Raw genomic sequence first — 17,938 nt, 5'->3', positions numbered from 1 at the left:
GGCACGGGGTCGTACCCGGGTTCTGATCGGTCGATCGCCGATCGTGGCCAGCCGCTCGCGGACGGGCGCCGCTTCGTGTACGGTACCAAACCGAACGGTATGTACGTCAAGGAGGATCCCGCCCGGCCTCGCCGGATCGTCGATCCCGGCCGGCGTCACGCCTGGTGCGACCACCCGCCGGCGTCCCGGCACCCGGATGAGGAGATGAAAGATGACCACGACCCCGGCCACCGAACGCAGCCCGTTCGTCTATGCCTCCGCGCTCGCGATCGACGTGGCGACGATGAAGCTGGTCCCGGAGGCGGACACCATCGAGCACGAGATCGAGGTGGTGCTCTCCCGGGTCGCGGCTCGGCTCGCCGCCGCCGGCCTCGGCCTCGAGGACGTCGTCAAGACGACCTGTTACGTCCGCGAGGCGAGCGATGTCGAGGAGGTCGCCGCCGGGTATGCGAAGGCCTTCCCGGGCCAGCTGCCGGTGACCAACACGGTGGTCCTCGGTCTGGCTGGCAACTGCCGCGTGCAGATCGACACCGTCGCGGCCCGTCGCGGCTGAGCCGCCCCGGATCGGCCTGGCGGGACGAGCGCCCAGTACGCCGACAGCGCACGCACCTGACAGCGGAGAGCCGCCTGCGGCGTTCGACCTGAACGCCGCAGGCGGCTCTGGCGATGACGGACGCGTCTGGGCGCTCCGCCCGTCGGTCACGCCACGTTGATGGTGACGATCTTGATCTCGGTGAAGACGTGCTCCATCGGGTGGCGACCCTGGATCTTGCCGATGCCGCTGAGCTTGCCGGCGAAGCCGCCGACCGGGATGTGACCCTCGACCTCGCCGGGACGCGCGTTGACGTTCATCATCCCGGTGGGGGCCTTCTCGGCGAAGCGGAGGCCGCGGCCGAGATCGCGGGTGTAGACCGCCGAGCCCAGTCCGTACGGCGAAGCCTTGATGATGTCCAGCGCCTCTGCGTCGGAGTGGATCCGCTGCAGCGGCGCGATCGGGCCGAAGGTCTCCTCGACGGCGATGGCCATCGACTCCTCGACGTCGGCGATCACGGTGGCCTGCCAGTAGAGATCGGTCGGGAAGCCCTCGGCCCGGCCCCCGCCGGTCAGGACCCGGGCACCGTCGGCGACCGCGCTACGGACGTGTCGGTCGACCTTGTCGGCGAGGCCGGCGTTGTTGAGCGGACCCATGACGGTGGCCTCGTCGAAGGGCAGGCCGAGGTGGATCTTCTCCTCGACCGCCGCCGTGAGTCGGGTGGCGAACTCGTCGTAGACGGCGTCATGGACCAGGAAGCGCCCGGCCGCGATGCAGGACTGGCCGGCCGCGCCGAAGGCGGAGTCGACCGCGTCCCTGACCGCGAGGTCGAGGTCGGCGTCCTCGAGGACGACGAAGGGGCCGTTGCCGCCGAGTTCGATGAGCTGGGCCTTGCCCGCCGCGCGAGCGGCGACACGCTGTCCGGTCGCGACCGAGCCGGTGAAGGCGACGACCTGGACGTCGGGGTGGCCGGTCATCGCGTCGCCGACGACGGCACCGCTCCCGGTGACCAGGTTGACCACGCCGGCCGGGAAGCCGGCGGCCTGGAAGCACTTGATCCACTCGTACTCGATGAGCGTCGTGGAGGGCGCCGGCAGCGCGACCACCGTGTTGCCGGTGACCAGAGCCGGGGCGAGCTGGCCCGACGCGGTGCCGAGCGGGAAGTTCCAGGGCTGGATGGCGGCCACGACGCCGCGCGGCGCGCGGAAGGCGAACGCGCGCCGGCCGGGAGTGGCCAGCGGGAGGATCTGGCCGGCGTCGAGGTGCTTGGCGATCTCGATGGCGATCCGGGCGTTGCTGATAGTCTCGTCGACCTCGGGCAGCGCCTCGTGACGGTACGGCTTGCCCTGTTCGAGCGCGAGCAGCCGGCCGAGCTCCTCGCGGCGCTTGCCGACCTCGACGATGAAGCGCTCGAGGTAGTCGCAGCGCTCGAAGACGCTGAGCGCGGACCAGTCCTCGAAGGCCGCGGTGGCGGCGGCGACCGCACGGTCGACGTCCTCGGCGGTGCCGAGCGCGAACGTGCCGACGACCTCGCCGGTGGCCGGACTGACACAGGTGTGCCGTTCGGCGCTGGTGGAGTCGACGAAGCGGCCGCCGATGAAGGGGCCGGCGTCGACGGTGGGGATCTCGGTGCTCATGCGGTGTCCTAGCTGATCGGAGAGGGCGGCCGCCGTGAGGCGGACGTGCAACAAACCTACTGGTCGGAATGCTAGGGAGGTTCGCGAGGCGGGTCAATCGACGCGGCGAGCGACACCGGCGCTGTCGTGGCGGTGCTCCGGGACTCCCGGCGGCCGCCATCCCAGGGGTCCCGGGCGACGGCCTCGTTCGCCACGTTGCGATGCGGTTAATTCTGGGTGATCGACCCTTGACGACAGCGTTCGCCTCCCCAATACTCAAGATACCAACCGGTACGTTTGTGACATTCGGGATCACCCATCCGATGCGGAGGAAGCAAGTGCGAAGCAAGCGCCACATCATGCTGGTCGGAGCCGTGGTCGCCAGCCTGGCTCTGACCGTGCAGGCCTGCGGCTCGTCGTCTGGCACCACCTCGACCTCGAGCGGCGACTCGTCCGACTCCGCCACGTCGACCGGCTCGGTCAGCCTGCCGTCGTCGATCGCGAGCTCCGGTGTGCTCAGCGTCGGAGCGTTCTTCAACTACCCGCCCTACACGATCGCGTCGGGCAACTCGGTCAGTGGCGTCGAGCCCGACCTCATCTCGGCGGTCGCCGAGGAGCTCGGCGTGAAGGCGGAGTTCCACAACCTCGCCTTCGAGGCGATGATCCCGTCCGTGCTCAACGGGCGCAGCGACGTGCTGATCGGCCCCTTCGCCGACATCGCCGCGCGACGCAAGAAGGTGACCTTCATCGACACCCTGAAGGTCGAGATGCGCATGCTGGTGCCCGCGGGCAATCCCGACAACATCGACCCGGACGACCTGTGCGGTACCACCGCCGGCGAGTCGGCGGGCAGCCAGCAGCTCCAGCTGCTGAAGGCCGACGCCAAGAAGTGCGCCGCCGAGGGCAAGCCGAAGATGACGGTGCTGACGTTCACCGACCCGTCGGAGAGCTTCCTCGCGGTGACCTCGGGTCGCACCGACTACACCGTCCAGGATCCGGCGCTCGCGGCGTACACCGCGAAGCAGAACAGCAAGCTGGAGCTGCTCGACGACCACGTGATGGGGGACACCCCGATCGCCGAGGGCTGGGTCGTCGACAAGGACGACCCCGAGCTCGCCGAGGCGATCGTGGCGGCGATCAAGAGCCTGATCGCCGACGGCACCTGGCAGAAGATCATGACCGACAACGGTCTCGGAGACCTGGCGATCGAGCCGCCGACGATCAACCTGAAGTCCGCCGACTGAGGCACCGACCGGATCGACATGACACACGTGACCCAGACCAGCGCGGCGACACCGGCCGCCCAGAGCGGTCCGCCGCCGAAGGTCGTACCGCGACGCCACCTCGGACGTTGGATCAGCGCCGTGGTGGTGATCGCCGCGCTGGCCTGGCTGGTGTGGACCCTGGCCACGACGGAGTCGCTGGAGTGGGGACAGGTCGGCCACTACCTGTTCAGCCACGGCGTCTTGGTGGGCGTCAAGAACACCATCGTGATGACCGTCTTGTGCATGGTCATCGGGATGGTGATCGGCACCCTGATCGCGGTGATGCGGCTCTCGCCCAACCCGGTGCTCACCGGCGTCGCATGGCTCTACCAGTGGTTCTTCCGCGGGACGCCGACCCTGGTCCAGCTGACCTTCTGGTTCAACCTGTCGACGATCTTCCCGCGACTCCACCTCTCGCTGTTCGGCTGGCAGGTCTTCGACGTCAGCACCAACCAGGTGATGACCTCGCTGGTGGCGGCGCTGCTCGGCCTCGGCCTGAACTTCGGCGCCTACTACTCCGAGGTGGTGCGCGCCGGCATCCTCTCGGTCGACGAGGGCCAGTCGGATGCGGCGGCGGCGTACGGTCTGACCCCGTTCGGCACGCTGCGTCACATCGTGCTGCCCCAGTCCATGCGGGTGATCATCCCGCCGACCGGCAACGAGCTGATCGGCATGCTGAAGTTCACCTCGCTCGCCAGCCTGGTCTCCTACGAGGAGCTGATGCGCAGCGTGAGCGACATCTACACGATCAACTACGAGGTCATCCCGCTGCTGGTGGTGGCGGCGCTCTGGTACCTGTTCATGACCACGATCCTCAGCACCGGCCAGTACTTCCTGGAGAAGAGGTTCGCCCGCGGGACCACGCGCAGCCAGCCGCCGTCGCTGATCGCCACGATCCGGCGCGGCCTCAGGGGACGCAGAGGAGCGACCGCGTGAACACGATGATCTCAGCCCAGTCGGTGAGCAAGCACTACGGCAACATCCGGGTGCTGGAGGACATCACCCTCGACGTCGCCCAGGGCGAGGTGTGCTGTCTGCTCGGACCGTCGGGTGCCGGCAAGAGCACGTTCCTGCGCTGCGTGAACCACCTGGAGAAGATCAACGGCGGCCGGCTTCTCGTCGACGGCGAGTCGGTCGGCTACAAGCAGCGCGGCAACAGCCTGCACGAGCTGGCCGGACGGGAGCTCGGCAAGCAGCGCTCGAAGATCGGCATGGTCTTCCAGCACTTCAACCTCTATCCGCACATGACGGCGGAGCAGAACGTGAGCTTCGCGCCGATCAAGGTGCACCGGCGGCCGAAGGCCGAGTGCCGCCAGCGGGCTCGCGAGCTGCTGAGCCAGGTCGGCCTGGCCGGCAAGGAGGAGAAGTTCCCCCGACAGCTCTCCGGTGGCGAGCAGCAGCGGGTGGCCATCGCCCGTGCCCTGGCGATCGACCCCAAGGTGATCCTCTTCGACGAGCCGACCAGCGCGCTCGACCCGGAGCTGGTGGGCGAGGTGCTGGCGGTCATCCGCGGCGTCGCCGAGACCGGCATGACGATGCTGGTGGTCACCCACGAGATCGCGTTCGCCCACGACGTCGCCGACCGGGTCGTCTTCATGGACGGCGGAGTGATCGTCGAGCACGGCTCGCCCGCGGAGGTCCTGGAGAACCCCCGGGAGCAGCGCACCCGCGACTTCCTGCGACGGGTGCTGTGACGGAGGAGATCCTCGGGCCCGGCCCGTTGTGGTTCGACGACGCCCGGGTGGGGCTGCACTACGACACCGCCGCGCAGACCGTCACCGAGGCCGACGTGGTCGGCTTCGCCGGGATCTCCGGCGACCACCACGAGGTGCACACGAACGCCGAGCTGATGCGCGCGAGCCCCTTCGGTGAGCGCTTGGCCCATGGCGCGCTGGTGCTCTCCCTGGTGACCGGCCTGCGCAGCCGCAGTGGGCACTACGACGAGAGCATCGTGGCGCTGGCCGAGGTCCGCAGCTGGCGCTTCCAGGCGCCGGTGCTCATCGGCGACACCATCCGTGCGCACTGCCGGGTGATCGGGGCGCGCGAGGTCTCCGCGTCCGACCGCGGCCTGGTGATCGAGCGGGTCGAGGTGATCAATCAGCGCGACCAGATCGTGCAGGAGGGGGAGTTCGTGACGATGCTGAGACGGAGGAGCAAGGCATGAGTGAGTGCCGGCGAGCGGTTGGCCCGAGACGGCGAGGGCGCGCATGAGGGTCCGGGCGACGAGCGCCGCCGATCGAGCCGACCTGGCGATGCTGGGCGACGCCGAGGGGAGTCTGCGCGACGGCCTCGTCTTCGTCGCCTCCCGCGGCTTCACCGACTGGCAGGCGGTCGAGGACGAGCTGTCCGAGGCGTTCGGGCTGGTCCAGGAGGCGTCGGGACACGATGCCCCGGTGGTCTTCGTCGTGGAGACCGAGGCGATGCTCGGCCGCGGCGAGGTGTTGGACGCGATGGTGGCCACCGGGCTGGTCTCCGGCGCCCGGGTGCTGGCCTTCGAGGGCCTGCGCAGGGACCGGTACGTCGGCATCATCGCCAGCGACCGCAGTGAGCGGGCCGGGAGCCTGGCCGATGCGGTCGGCTTCGCGACCTCGACGCGGGCCGCCCTGGGCCAGGTGCTGGTCCTCGGCACCGGACACGCAGGAGGGATGTTTCCGTGAGCGCCGTCCCCATGACGGATCTCGCCGTCGTCACCGGCGGTGCCCGCGGCATCGGCCGCCGGATCGCTGCCGAGCTGATCGCGGAGGGCACCCAGGTCGTCCTGGTCGACCTGGCGGACGAGGTCGAGGAGACCGCCGCCGAGCTCGGGGCGCTCGCGGTGCGCGCCGACATCACCCAGACCGAGGGCCGGGCGCGCGTCGGCGAGGCCGTCGACACGGCCGGGCTGCCGCTCCGGCTGGTGGTCAACAATGCCGGGATCACCCGTGACGCGCTCATCGCGAAGATGACCGCGGCCGACTTCCGTGCCGTGCTGCGGGTCAACCTGGGCGGCAGCTATCAGCTGACCACCGATCTGGCGGACCGGGTCGCCGAGGGTGGCTCGGTGGTCAACATGAGCTCGCGTGCCCAGCTCGGCAACGTCGGTCAGTTCAACTACTCGGTCTCCAAGGGCGGCATCATCGGCCTGACCCGGGCGCTCGCGCTCCGGCTCGCGCCACGGGTGCGGGTCAACGCGATCGCCCCCGGGTTCATCGACACCGACATGACCGCGGCGATGCCCGAACCCGTGCGCGAGCGCGTGCTGGCCTCGGTACCGCTGGCTCGTGCCGGTCAGCCCACCGACATCGCCCAGACCGTGCGCTGGCTGGCCTCTCCGGCCGCCGGCTACGTGACCGGACAGGTCATCTACGTCTGTGGTGGCCGCAGCGTCGGCTGACGGCCACACCCGACCAACACACCCGACGATCGAAGGAGACGATTGATGAAGCTCGTGGTCCAGGAATGGGGCAACCCGGACGCGCCGCCGCTGTTCTGCATCCACGGGGTGGGCGGTGCCCGGGTGAACTGGCGCCACGTCGCCGAGGATCGCTGGGGGCGGCGCTTCCGGGTGATCGCGCCCGACCTGCGGGGTCATGGCGACTCCGGCTACCTGCCGCCGTGGACACACGCGACGTACGTCGACGACCTCGTCGACACCCTCGACGACCTCGGCCTGGAGAAGGTCGACATGGTCGGCCATTCCTTCGGTGGCCGCCTGGTGCTCGAACTGCTCGCCCGCTTCCCCGACCGGGTCGGCAAGGCGGTGGTCACCGAGCCGGTCATCCAGATCACCCCAGAGCTCGCCATGCACCGCGCCGAACAGGAACGGGTGGGCGGCACCTGGGCGTCCTTCGACGCCTTCTTGGACAGCCGGGAGAACACCGGCGAGATCGACCGCGAGCGCTATCTCGCCGACCTCGACGGGCACTTCGAGGAGCTCGCGGACGGCAGCGTGCGGCGGCGTACCTGCCAGTCCGCGATCGTGTCGATCTTCAGCGAGTTCGCCTCGCCGGCGCCCTCCCCGGAGACGGTCACCGTCCCGACGATGCTGCTCTACTCGCCGGCCTTCGGCATGGTGACCCCGGAGCAGATCGCGGCCTACCAGCCGCAGGTCGCCGAGATCGTCGGCGTGCCCGGCCTGCACTCGGTCTTCACCTCGGCCTACCAGGAGACCACGACCGCGATCGAGCGGTTCCTGCTGGGCGAGGTCATCGCCTGATGCGCTACGACGTCGTGGTGGTCGGTGGCGGCACCTCCGGATGCGTCCTCGCCACGCGGCTGAGCGAGGACCCGGCGGTCTCGGTGCTGCTCATCGAGGCCGGCGGCGACGAGCGTCGGGCGACGGTGGAGGTCCCGGACCGGTGGGAGGAGAACCTCGGCACCGAGACCGACTGGCAGTACCGCACCGTGCCGCAGCCCGAGACCGGCCGGGCGTACGACGCGCCGCGTGGCCGGGTGCTCGGTGGTTCCGGCTCGATCAACTGCATGACCCATCTGCGCGGTCACCGGCTCGACTACGAGGAGTGGGAGCGGCTGGGCGCCGCCGGCTGGGGGTACGACGGCGTGCTGCCGTACTTCAAGCGCTCCGAGGACGTGCCCGACGGCGACCCGCACTACCGCGGCACCGGCGGGCCGCTGCACCCGCGCATCACCGAGGACCCGTCGGCGGTGGGGGAGCGGTTCATCGCCAGCGCGCTGCGACTGGGTCACCGGCGCACCGAGGACTTCAACGCGGCCGACATGCAGGGCGTGGGCTACTCCGAGTCCCTGATCAGGGACGGCAAGCGGGAGAGCACCGCCACGGCCTATCTCCGGCCCGCCATCGGGCGGCCGAACCTGGAGGTCGACACGGACGCCCGGGTGGTCGGGCTGGTGCTCGACGGCGCCACCTGCCGTGGCGTACGGATGGTGCGCGACGGCGCGGAGCGTGTGATCGAGGCCGGCGAGGTCGTGCTCGCGGCCGGTGCCGTCGGCTCGCCCCACCTGCTGATGCTCTCCGGCGTCGGGCCCGCCGGCCAACTGCAGGCGGCCGGCGTGAGGGTGGTCCACGACCTGTCCGGGGTCGGCGCGAACCTGCAGGACCACGTGCTGCTCACCGGCGTGCGCTACCGCGCCGCCCGGTCGGTGAACGACGCGGGCATGGGCGGTGCGGTGCTGCTCACCCGCATCGACGACGCCGAGCACGGCCCCGACCTGTTGCTCAACACGATGAACATCGACTACCACATGCCGTGGCAGGACGGCCCGGTCGAGCACCCGGTCACCTTCGGCATCGGCCACATGCGGCCGCACAGCCGTGGCTCGATCACGCTGCGCTCGGCGGACCCGATGGTGGCACCACTGATCGACCCGGCGTACGTCCGTGAGTCGGCGGACCTCGACGCCCTCATCCGTGGCGTGGAGATCGTCGAGGGGATCGTCCAGGACGGCGCCTTCGCCGAGTGGGGCGGCAGCAGCGACACCACCCGCATCCTGAGCCAGAGCCGTGCCGACGTCGAGGCGGCGGTCAAGGACGCCGTCGGCAGCTACTTCCACCTCTCCGGCACCTGCCGGGTCGGGGTGGACGCCGACGCCGTGGTCGCCCCCGACCTGCGGGTGCACGGCATCGACGGGCTCCGGGTCGCGGACGCCTCGATCATGCCGGTGGTGGTCTCCTGCAACACCAACGCCGCCGCCGTGATGATCGGCGAGAAGGCCGCCGACCTCGTCCGAGGTCGCGCGGTCGGTGCGCCCTGAGCCACCAGCCACCGAGAGGAGAGACCAGATGCCCAAGATCCACCCGTTGATCGTCCAGGCCACCGAGGAGGAGTTCGTCGACACGGCGCACTATGTGCCGGACGGCCCGATCGAGGTGCGCCCCGACGACGACACCGTGACCCAGACCCTGCTGAGCAGCAGGACGGTCGAGGACTGCGCGGTGACCTTCGCGCTGGCGAAGGTGCCGCCGGGGTCGCACCATCTGCGGCACTATCACCCGCATGGCAGCGAGATCTACTACGTCACCAAGGGCACCTGCACCGTCTTCCTCGGCGAGGAGGAGATCGAGGCCAAGCCGGGGATGGCGATCTACATCCCGCCGGGCATGGTGCACGGTGACCGCAACGAGACCGATGAGACCTGCGAGATGACGATCGTGTGCAGCACGCCGACGTATGCCGAGATGGGATTGATCTATGTCTGAGGAGACCACGAGCGAGGTGCTGCTCAGCATCGAGGACGGCCTGGCCGTCATCACGCTGAACGCCCCGGCTCGGTACAACGCGATCACGGTGCCGATGGCCCGCGAGCTGACCGCCGCTGTGGCGCAGGTCGAGGCCGACCCGAGCGTGGCCTGTCTCGTGCTGCGCGGCGAGGGCAAGGCGTTCTGCTCCGGCGGCGACCTCGACACCCTCGCCGACGCGGGTCTGGACCCGGCGCTGCCGGAGCGGTACGACGCGCTCGGCACGATCTATGAGTCGTTCGTCTCGGTGGGCAGGGTGGGCGTGCCCACCATCGCGGCCGTGCAGGGCGCGGTCGTCGGTGCCGGACTCAACCTGGTGATGGCCACCGACGTGCGGATCATGGCCGAGAACGCGCGGCTGATCTGCGGCTTCCTCAAGCGCGGCCTGCACCCGGGCGGCGGACACTTCATGCTGCTCGAGCGACTGGTCGGCCGCGAGGCCGCGGCCGCGATGGGCCTGTTCGGCGAGGAGGTCTCCGGCACCGAGGCGAAGCGGCTCGGCCTGGCCTGGGACGCGCTCCCGGCCGACGAGATCCTCGATCGTGCGATGACGCTCGCCCGCCGGATCGCCGGCGACCCCGAGCTGGCGCGCGCCACGGTGGCCACCTTCCGCCGCGAGCTCGCCCAGACCGGGATGCCGTGGGACGTCGCGCTCCAGGTGGAGCGGCCGGTTCAGATGTGGTCGATGCGGCGCCTCTCCTCGCGCGCGGCGGCCGCAGGCGAGGAGGCCTGAGGTGCGGGAGGCGGTGATCGTCGAGGCGGTGCGCACGCCGGTGGGCCGGCGCGGCGGCGGCCTGTCACAGATCCACCCGGTGGACCTCTCCGCGCATGTCCTGACCGAGCTGGCCGGCCGCACCGGGGTGGATCCCGGCCAGGTCGAGGACGTGGTGTGGGGCTGCGTCACCACGATCGGGGAGCAGTCCTCCAACCTCGGCCGCTGGGCCGCGCTGGCCGCGGGCTGGCCCGAGTCGGTGCCGGGCACGACGCTCGACCGAGCCTGCGGCTCCTCGCAGCAGGCGATCGCCTTCGCCGCGGCCGGGGTGATGTCGGGCCAGTACGACCTCGTCGTCGCCGGCGGGGTCGAGTCGATGTCGCGGGTGCCGATGGGATCGACGCGGACCAGCGGTCACGGCCAGGCCCGCGGTCCCCGGATCGCGGACCGCTACCCCGGTGAGGAGTTCTCCCAGGGGGTCTCCGCCGAGATGATTGCCCGGAAGTGGGGCCTGTCGCGCACCCAGCTCGACGAGCACGGTCTGGCCTCGCACGCCCGGGCGGCCGCGGCCCGGGACGAGGGCCGATTCGCCGGCCAGATCGTGCCGGTCGGCGACGTACGCCATGACGAGGGCATCCGCACCGGCGGCTCGGTGGAGACGATGGCGGGGCTGAAGACCCCGTTCGACCCCGACGGCGTGGTCACGGCGGGGAACTCCTCGCAGATCTCCGACGGCGCCGCCGCGGTCATGATCACCACCGCCGAGCGCGCGGCCGAGCTGGGACTGCGGCCGCTGGTGCGATTCCACAGCTTCGCGGTCACCGGCGTCGATCCGGTGCTCATGCTGACCGGTCCGATCCCGGCGACCGAGAAGGTGCTGGCCAGGTCGGGCCTGACGCTGGACGAGATCGGCACCTACGAGGTCAACGAGGCGTTCGCGTCGGTGACGATGGCATGGCTGGCCGAGACCGGGGCCGATCCGGCCCGGCTCAATCCGGATGGTGGCGCGATCGCGCTGGGGCATCCGCTCGGCTGCTCCGGTGCGCGGCTGACCACGACGCTGGCGCACCGGATGGTGGCCGAGGGCACCCGCTACGGGTTGCAGGCGATCTGCGAGGCCGGCGGCATGGCGAACGCCATGATCGTGGAGCTCTGCGATGCCGCCTGATGCCACCTGATGCCACGGTCTCGCGCGCCGCTCGCCCGCACGACCCCTCGGCCCCACCCGTCCGACGGTTCCGCGCGGGGGCAGCGCCCGTTCTGGTAACATACCGACCAGTTCGTTTGTACATCACAGGATGGCAGGTCACGTGAACGACACGACTCCCGATCTCGTCGCGCTGCGACACGAGGTACGCGACTTCCTGGCCGAGCGCCTCGCCTCCGGCGCGATCACCGTGACCGCGGACAGCTGGCTGGCCGGCTGGGACGAGGAGTTCAGCAAGGAGCTGGCCCGGCGCGGCTGGATCGGCATGACCATCCCGGTCGAGTTCGGCGGCCGGGGCCGCTCCTTCGTGGAGCGCTTCGTGGTCACCGAGGAGCTGCTCGCCGTCGGCGCACCGGTCTCGGCGCACTGGATCTCCGATCGACAGATCGCTCCCTCGCTGTTGCGCTACGGCAGCCAGGAACAGAAGGAGCGCTTCCTGCCTCGGATCGCGCGCGGGGAGTGCTACTTCGCCATCGGCATGAGTGAGCCCGATGCCGGCTCCGACCTGGCCGCGGTGCGTACGAGGGCGACGAGGGTGGAGGGCGGCTGGCGGCTGGACGGCAGCAAGGTGTGGACCTCCAACGCCCACCGGGCGCACGCCTTCATCGCGCTGGTGCGCACCACGCCGGTGGAGGAGTCGGGCCGGCACCAGGGGCTCACCCAGCTCATCGTGCACCTCGACGCCCCCGGTGTGACGATCCGCCCGATCGAGTCACAGGATGGTCAGAGCCACTTCAACGAGGTCTTCTTCGACGGCGTCCACGTCCCCGACGCCGACGTGCTCGGCGAGGTCGGCGCGGGCTGGCGCCAGGTCACCTCCGAGCTCGGCTTCGAGCGCAGCGGGCCGGAGCGGTTCCTGTCCACCTTTCCCGCCCTCGCGCGTCTGGTCGAGGCGAGCCGGGCGGCCGGCGGCAGCACCGACCTGCGGATCGGGCGCAGCCTCAACCGGCTCGCGGGCCTGCATGCCCTCTCCGGCCAGGTCTCCGCGATGCTGGCCCAGGGCGGCCCGGCCGAGGTGACCGCATGTCTGGTCAAGACGCTGGGCACGCTGCACGAGGGCGACATCGCCGACCTGGTCGACGAGCACGCGGTCGCCGGTCCGGCGGCGGGCGACCCGGCGCTGGGCGAGCTGGCCGACCTGAGCCTGCTACGCCGGCCGGGCTTCACCCTGCGCGGCGGCACCAACGAGATCCTGCGCGGGATCATCGCGAGCAGTCTCGGCGCCGGCGTCATGGTGGACTTCCCGGTGGACCGCGACTACGCGACGATGGCCGACGCCGTCCTGGCCGACTGCACCGCCGGTCTCGGCTCCGGTCAGGTCGCCGCGTTCGACCGCGCTCATTGGGCCAAGCTCGACGAGCTCGGTCTGGTCCGGCTCACCGGCACCGAGGCGGCCGGCGGTAGCGGCGCGGGCTGGCACGAGGCGGCCACGCTGCACCGGCTCGCCGGCTATCACGGCGTCGCGCTGCCGCTGGTCGAGCACGACCTGCTGGCCGGCTGGCTGCTGGAGCGGCTCGACCTGAAGCTCGACGACCGGGTCACCTCGCTGGGTGTGGCGGAGGCCGGCGCGGTCACGGTGGCCTACGGCCGGCACGCCGACCGGGTGCTGGTGCTGAGCAGGCGCGGGGCTGACTGGACGCTCACCGATCTGGACGGTCGCGACCTGAGCTGGCAGGAGGCCGAGAATCTGGCGCACGAGCCCCGCGATCTGCTGCGCGCGGAGCCGAGCACGGCCTCGGCGGCCGGCACGCCGGTCCCCGACGACCTGATCGAGGAGCTCGGCCTGCGCGGCGCCCTGGCCCGCGCCACGCAGCTCTGCGGCGCGTTGGACCGCAGCGTCGAGCTGGCCACCGAGCACGCGTCGGTCCGGATCCAGTTCGGCCGTCCGTTGCTGAGGTTCCAGGCGGTGCAGGCACTGCTCGCGGATTCTGCGGCCGAGGCCGCACTGGCACAAGCCGCCGCGCTGGCCGCCGTCCGCGCGATGGCGGATCCCGACACCGGCCAGGCCGAACGGCGACGAGCGGTCACGGTGGCGAAGTCGTGCGCGTCGCACGCCGCGGGCGTGGTGTGCCGCAACGCCCACCAGGTGCTCGGTGCGATCGGCTACACCTCCGAGCACGCGTTGCACCGCTCCACCGGCCGGTTGCTCGCCTGGCGGCGGGAGTACGGCACCCGCGACGAGTGGGACGGCCGTCAGCTCGCCGCGGTGATGGCCGCGCCGCCCGGCGCCGCGTGGTCGGCCGTCGTGGGCGTCTGAGGGCGGCATCGGCGTTGAGCGGGGTGGCGAGAGCGTGCGTGGACCCGGTGGCGGGTGTCGGCGAGGCGCGCCTGCGGCTCGCCGGCGTACGCACGTCTCGCGGAGAACGTCGCGAAACCCACCCCGACCCCTTGCCGCCTGGCGGCACCGGGTCATAGCATGGCGACAACATACCAACCCGTCGGTTTGTATCACGTCACGGACAGGAGAACGTCATGGACAGGCCTTCACCCTCGGACCCCCGGTGGTTCCGGGAGGTTCTCGGGCAGTACCCGACGGGGGTCTGCGTCGTCACCGCGACCGAACCCGACGGGGGCCGTGCCGGCTTCGTGGTCGGCTCCTTCACCTCGGTCTCGCTCGACCCGCCGCTGATCGCCTTCTTTCCCGACAAGGGGTCCACCAGCTGGCCGCGCATCCAGGCCGCGGGCAGGTTCTGCGTCAACATCCTCGCCGCCGAGCAGGAGCATGTCTGCCGCCAGTTCGCGTCGAAGGGACAGGACAAGTTCGGCGGTCTTCCGGTACGCCTGTCCGGTTCCGGCTCGCCGATCGTCGACGGCGTGGTGGCCTGGATCGACTGCGAGCTGCACGATGTGCACGAGGCGGGCGACCACTATGCGGTCTACGGCAGGGTGCTCGACCTCAACGTCGAGAACGGTTCGCTGCCGCTGCTCTTCTTCCAGGGTGGGTACGGCCGCTTCGCCCCGCTGTCGATGGCCGCGGCCGAGAGCCGGACGGTCTCGGCCGAGCGGCTGCGTCAGGTCGACCTGGTCCGCGGCGAGATGGAGAGCCTCGCCTCCGGCCTCTCCGCGCGCTGCATCGCGACGTCGGTCGAGGACGGCGGCCTGGTGGTGCTGGCCAGCGCCGGCAGTGCCGCCTCGACCAGCCTGCCGACGTTGGTGGGCGTCGATCTGCCCTTCGTGCCGCCGAACGGCAACGCCCTCGCGGCCTGGCGCAGTGAGAGGGAGATCGAGGAGTGGCTCGCGATGTTGCCCGAGGGGCAGCGTGCCGAGCAGCGCGACCGGCTCGCGGCCGTGCGCAGCCGGGGCTACTCGCTCGGTCTGATCAACGAGGCGCAGCGCGAGTTCGCCTCCGTCCTGCAGCGGATCGCCACCGACCCCGAGGCGAAGGAGACGGCGAGTCTCGGCGACCTCGCCACGAAGCTGAGCTATGACCCGGTGGAGCTGGACGACCAGACCCGCCGGGACGTGCGTGTCATCGCGGTGCCGGTCTTCGACGCCACCGGACGCACGCCGCTCGCCTTCACCGTGTACGGCTTCTCCCGGCCCGACGACAACGGCGGCATCGATGCCTACGTCCAGCTGGCGCTGCAGGCGTCCCGGCGGGCGAGCGAGCTGCTGGGCGGCCGGCTGCCCGAGCACGTGGCCGCCGCGCTGGCGGCCCCGGCCGGCCACTGACCCGACGACGTAGTTTCAAGGAGTGACCATGAGTGACCGTCCCGCAGGAGCGCGCCCGGGCATCGATCGGGGTGTGCGCCGTGGCCCGTTCGATCCGGGCGGCCAGCCCGACGTCGAGCGCCGCAAGAACCACCTGCACCTCTCGCTGTTCGCCTGGAACGTCTCCAGCGGCCTCTCGGCCTCCAAGGCGGTGCTGAGCGACGTGGACCGCCACCGCGACGTGTGGAAGTGGCCGTCCTCGTCCCAGCTGCTGCAGGCGGTCGAGCGTGCCGGCATGGACAGCCAGCTGCAGTACGGCATGTGGAGCGGCTACGGCGGGGCGACCGGCTGGAACGACGCGCAGCTCGACTTCGCCACCGCCGGCACCGCGTCCGCGGCGATCACCAAGAAGATCGGGATCTACTCCACGGTGCACGTGGGCTACGGGTTCCACCCGCTGCTGATCGCGAAGCTGACCTCATCGATCGACCACATCTCGGCGGGCCGCTTCGGCCTCAACATCGTCGCCGGTTCGAACCCGGCCGACTACGGCCAGTTCGGTCTCGAGGGCCCGCCGTCGCAGCAGTACCGCTACGACGTCGCCGACGAGTTCACCACCGCGCTGAAGCTGCTGTGGAACGCGCAGGAGCCGATCGACTTCGAGGGCGACTACTTCCAGATGTACGGCGCGCAGGTGATCCCGCGGGCCACCAGCCGTCCTCGGCCGCTGCTGATCACCGCCGCGGGCTCCGATATCGGTCTGGACTATGCCGCGCGCCAGTGCGACGCGGTCTTCGTCACCGCCAAGGACAACCACGTCGACGGCTACCGGGCCCGGGCCGCGAAGATCCGCGGCATGTTCGACGAGCACCACCGCCAGGTGCGGATCGCGGTGATGTGCTACGTCGTCATGGACGAGACCGACGCCAAGGCACAGGAGACGGTCGAGTGGATGACGAAGGAGATCGACCGCGAGGCGTTGAAGATGTGGCTGCTGCGCGCCGGCCAGGTGCTCAACAGCGAGAAGGCGGTCATCAAGGAGGGCTCCTTCGGGGTCGGCCGTGACGAGGGCCTGAACGAGGACCCGTACCTGGGGATCGGCAAGGACTGGTACGAGTCGCTCGGCATGGGCATGGGGGCGTACCAGCTCTTCGGCTCCTACCAGACGGTGACCCAGCAGCTCATCGACCTCTACGAAGCGGGTGTCGACCAGGTGGCGCTGTGCTTCTTCGACCCGCACAAGGGCGTGCAGCAGATGAAGGACCACGTCATCCCCATGCTGCGCGAGCGCGGCTACAACCAGGGCATGATCTGAGAGGGATGGGACCCAGATGAGCGAGCGTCGGCGAGCGAACAATCCAATGCAGCGCATATGTGCCTCATCGGCGCAGGGAACGAAGCGGGTACGCCGATGAGCAACCGGCCCGCGAACGCCCGACCGGGGGTGGCCACCACGGTCCGCCGCGGCCCGTTCGACCCGGGCGGTCAGCCGAGCGTCAAGCGGGAGAACCACATGCACCTCTCGCTGTTCGCGTGGAACGTGAGCAACGGACTGTCCGCGACCAAGGCGGTGCTCAGCGACGTCGACCGGCACCGTGACGTGTGGCGCTGGCCGGGTTCGGCCGACCTGTTGCAGGCGGTCGAGGAGGCGGGCATGGACAGCCAGCTGCAGTACGGCATGTGGAGCGGGTACGGCGGGGCGACCGGCTGGAACGAGGCACAGCTCGACTTCGCGACCGCCGCCACGGCGTGTGCCGCGGTGACCGAGCGGATCGGGGTCTACACGACCATCCACGTGGGCTACGGGTTCCACCCGGTGCTGATCGCCAAGCTGACCTCCTCGATCGACCACATCTCCGGTGGGCGCCTCGGCGTGAACATCGTCGCCGGTCAGGGCCCGCTCGACTACGCCCAGTTCGGGATCGTGGGCCCGCCCTCGACGCAGGTGCGCTACGACATCGCCGACGAGGTGACCACGGCGCTGAAGCTGCTGTGGAGCTCGGCGGAGCCGATCGACTTCGAGGGCGACTACTTCCAGATGTACGGCGCCCAGATCGATCCGGTCGCGACCAGCAGTCCGCGGCCGGTGCTGATCACCGCCGCCGGGTCCGACATCGGCCTAGACTACGCCGCGCGCCAGTGCGACGTCGTCTTCATCACCTCCAAGAACAACTCGCTGGAGGGGTTCCGCGATCGCGCGGCCAAGATCCACGCCATGTTCGCCGACTACCGGCGCGTCGCCCGGATCGCCGCGATGTGCTACGTCGTGATGGACGAGACCGACGCCAAGGCGCAGGAGACGGTCGAGTGGATGACCGAGCAGATCGACGACGGTGCGCTGCGCAACTGGCTGGTCCGCTCGGGCCATGTGCTCAACAGCCAGGGCAAGGTCGTCGACGAGGACAAGGTCGGCGTCGGCCGTGGCCAGAGCCTCGACGACGACCCGTACCTCGGCATCGGCAAGGAGGAGTACGAGGCGCTGGGCATGGGGATGGGCGCCTACCAGCTCTTCGGGTCCTACCGGACCGTGGCGGAGCAGCTGATCGAGCTCTACCAGGCCGGGGTGGAGCAGGTGGCGCTGTGCTTCTTCGACCCACACAAGGGCGTGCAGCAGATGAAGGACCACGTCATCCCGATCCTGCGGGAGCGCGGCTACCACCAGGGCGCGCGCTGAGGCTGGCCGGGTGCGGGCCGGGTGCAGGACCAGGTGCATGCAGGGCCGCAGAACTGCCGGGGGCCCGGGCGCATGTCGCCTGGGC

At 70.5% G+C, this 17,938-nt stretch carries 17 protein-coding genes; 16 read left to right on the top strand and 1 reads right to left on the bottom strand.

Annotation, left to right across the window (positions count from 1 at the left end):
* Window positions 1-211: 211 nt before the first annotated feature.
* Window positions 212-553: a RidA family protein gene (locus QM638_RS22860; RefSeq protein ID WP_415145955.1), complete on the top strand. Its 342-nt coding sequence runs from the start codon at window positions 212-214 to the stop codon at window positions 551-553.
* Window positions 554-699: 146 nt separating this feature from the next.
* On the opposite strand, the gene QM638_RS22855 is transcribed toward QM638_RS22860, so the two are convergent.
* Window positions 700-2,169 carry an aldehyde dehydrogenase family protein gene (locus tag QM638_RS22855; protein WP_415145953.1) on the bottom strand — a complete coding sequence of 490 codons (1,470 nt, stop codon included), beginning with the start codon at window positions 2,167-2,169 and terminating at the stop codon, window positions 700-702.
* 317 nt (window positions 2,170-2,486) lie between these two features.
* On the opposite strand from QM638_RS22855, the gene QM638_RS22850 reads away from it, so the two are divergent.
* From QM638_RS22850 to QM638_RS22780, 15 genes are all read left to right on the top strand, one after another.
* A complete protein-coding gene (locus tag QM638_RS22850) occupies window positions 2,487-3,392 on the top strand; it encodes an ABC transporter substrate-binding protein (RefSeq protein WP_415145951.1) in 906 nt (301 codons plus the stop codon).
* Window positions 3,393-3,410: 18 nt separating this feature from the next.
* Window positions 3,411-4,349, top strand: coding sequence for an amino acid ABC transporter permease (locus QM638_RS22845; RefSeq protein ID WP_415145949.1), 939 nt, complete (start codon window positions 3,411-3,413; stop codon window positions 4,347-4,349).
* A 5-nt stretch (window positions 4,350-4,354) separates the two neighbouring features.
* The gene (locus tag QM638_RS22840) at window positions 4,355-5,107 is read left to right on the top strand and encodes an amino acid ABC transporter ATP-binding protein (protein WP_415145995.1); all 753 of its coding nucleotides are present in this window, start codon (window positions 4,355-4,357) and stop codon (window positions 5,105-5,107) included.
* A complete protein-coding gene (locus tag QM638_RS22835) occupies window positions 5,104-5,577 on the top strand; it encodes a MaoC/PaaZ C-terminal domain-containing protein (protein WP_415145947.1) in 474 nt (157 codons plus the stop codon). The genes QM638_RS22840 and QM638_RS22835 overlap by 4 nt, the downstream gene beginning before the upstream one ends.
* Before the next feature lie 43 nt (window positions 5,578-5,620).
* Window positions 5,621-6,070 (top strand): hypothetical protein, encoded by a 450-nt coding sequence (locus QM638_RS22830; RefSeq protein ID WP_415145945.1) that lies wholly within the window; start codon window positions 5,621-5,623, stop codon window positions 6,068-6,070.
* Window positions 6,067-6,786 (top strand): SDR family oxidoreductase, encoded by a 720-nt coding sequence (locus QM638_RS22825; RefSeq protein WP_415145943.1) that lies wholly within the window; start codon window positions 6,067-6,069, stop codon window positions 6,784-6,786. Before QM638_RS22830 ends, QM638_RS22825 begins: the two co-directional genes overlap by 4 nt.
* Window positions 6,787-6,831: 45 nt before the next feature.
* A complete protein-coding gene (locus QM638_RS22820; RefSeq protein WP_415145941.1) occupies window positions 6,832-7,608 on the top strand; it encodes an alpha/beta fold hydrolase in 777 nt (258 codons plus the stop codon).
* Window positions 7,608-9,125, top strand: coding sequence for a GMC family oxidoreductase (locus tag QM638_RS22815; RefSeq protein WP_415145939.1), 1,518 nt, complete (start codon window positions 7,608-7,610; stop codon window positions 9,123-9,125). The genes QM638_RS22820 and QM638_RS22815 overlap by 1 nt, the downstream gene beginning before the upstream one ends.
* A gap of 28 nt (window positions 9,126-9,153) precedes the next feature.
* Complete coding sequence (locus QM638_RS22810) at window positions 9,154-9,570, top strand: cupin domain-containing protein (RefSeq protein WP_415145937.1); 417 nt, start codon at window positions 9,154-9,156, stop codon at window positions 9,568-9,570.
* Window positions 9,563-10,342, top strand: a complete 780-nt coding sequence (locus QM638_RS22805) for an enoyl-CoA hydratase-related protein (RefSeq protein ID WP_415145935.1) — start codon at window positions 9,563-9,565, stop codon at window positions 10,340-10,342. The genes QM638_RS22810 and QM638_RS22805 overlap by 8 nt, the downstream gene beginning before the upstream one ends.
* 1 nt (window position 10,343) lies before the next feature.
* Entirely contained in the window at window positions 10,344-11,489 is a 1,146-nt protein-coding gene (locus QM638_RS22800; protein ID WP_415145933.1) for a thiolase family protein, read from the top strand.
* A gap of 142 nt (window positions 11,490-11,631) precedes the next feature.
* Window positions 11,632-13,785 (top strand): acyl-CoA dehydrogenase family protein, encoded by a 2,154-nt coding sequence (locus QM638_RS22795; RefSeq protein WP_415145931.1) that lies wholly within the window; start codon window positions 11,632-11,634, stop codon window positions 13,783-13,785.
* A gap of 215 nt (window positions 13,786-14,000) precedes the next feature.
* The gene (locus QM638_RS22790) at window positions 14,001-15,200 is read left to right on the top strand and encodes a flavin reductase (protein ID WP_415145930.1); all 1,200 of its coding nucleotides are present in this window, start codon (window positions 14,001-14,003) and stop codon (window positions 15,198-15,200) included.
* Between the two features lie 28 nt (window positions 15,201-15,228).
* The gene (locus QM638_RS22785; protein WP_415145928.1) at window positions 15,229-16,494 is read left to right on the top strand and encodes an LLM class flavin-dependent oxidoreductase; all 1,266 of its coding nucleotides are present in this window, start codon (window positions 15,229-15,231) and stop codon (window positions 16,492-16,494) included.
* A gap of 96 nt (window positions 16,495-16,590) precedes the next feature.
* Window positions 16,591-17,853, top strand: a complete 1,263-nt coding sequence (locus QM638_RS22780; protein ID WP_415145926.1) for an LLM class flavin-dependent oxidoreductase — start codon at window positions 16,591-16,593, stop codon at window positions 17,851-17,853.
* The last annotated feature ends 85 nt before the right edge of the window (window positions 17,854-17,938 follow it).

This window comes from Nocardioides sp. (assembly GCF_047606145.1).
In the GTDB taxonomy this organism is placed as follows: Bacteria; Actinomycetota; Actinomycetes; order Propionibacteriales; family Nocardioidaceae; genus Nocardioides.
Note: the sequence above shows the minus strand (reverse complement) of the source record. Positions and strands in the feature narration are given on the sequence as shown.

Excerpts from the sequence above, each read along its gene's own strand:
- QM638_RS22860 (WP_415145955.1), top strand. The coding sequence starts at position 212 with ATGACCACGACCCCGGCCACCGAACGCAGCCCGTTCGTCTATGCCTCC.
- QM638_RS22855 (WP_415145953.1), bottom strand. The coding sequence starts at position 2,169 with ATGAGCACCGAGATCCCCACCGTCGACGCCGGCCCCTTCATCGGCGGC.
- QM638_RS22845 (WP_415145949.1), top strand. The coding sequence starts at position 3,411 with ATGACACACGTGACCCAGACCAGCGCGGCGACACCGGCCGCCCAGAGC.
- QM638_RS22840 (WP_415145995.1), top strand. The coding sequence starts at position 4,355 with ATGATCTCAGCCCAGTCGGTGAGCAAGCACTACGGCAACATCCGGGTG.
- QM638_RS22830 (WP_415145945.1), top strand. The coding sequence starts at position 5,621 with ATGAGGGTCCGGGCGACGAGCGCCGCCGATCGAGCCGACCTGGCGATG.
- QM638_RS22820 (WP_415145941.1), top strand. The coding sequence starts at position 6,832 with ATGAAGCTCGTGGTCCAGGAATGGGGCAACCCGGACGCGCCGCCGCTG.
- QM638_RS22815 (WP_415145939.1), top strand. The coding sequence starts at position 7,608 with ATGCGCTACGACGTCGTGGTGGTCGGTGGCGGCACCTCCGGATGCGTC.
- QM638_RS22810 (WP_415145937.1), top strand. The coding sequence starts at position 9,154 with ATGCCCAAGATCCACCCGTTGATCGTCCAGGCCACCGAGGAGGAGTTC.
- QM638_RS22805 (WP_415145935.1), top strand. The coding sequence starts at position 9,563 with ATGTCTGAGGAGACCACGAGCGAGGTGCTGCTCAGCATCGAGGACGGC.
- QM638_RS22790 (WP_415145930.1), top strand. The coding sequence starts at position 14,001 with ATGGACAGGCCTTCACCCTCGGACCCCCGGTGGTTCCGGGAGGTTCTC.
- QM638_RS22785 (WP_415145928.1), top strand. The coding sequence starts at position 15,229 with ATGAGTGACCGTCCCGCAGGAGCGCGCCCGGGCATCGATCGGGGTGTG.
- QM638_RS22780 (WP_415145926.1), top strand. The coding sequence starts at position 16,591 with ATGAGCAACCGGCCCGCGAACGCCCGACCGGGGGTGGCCACCACGGTC.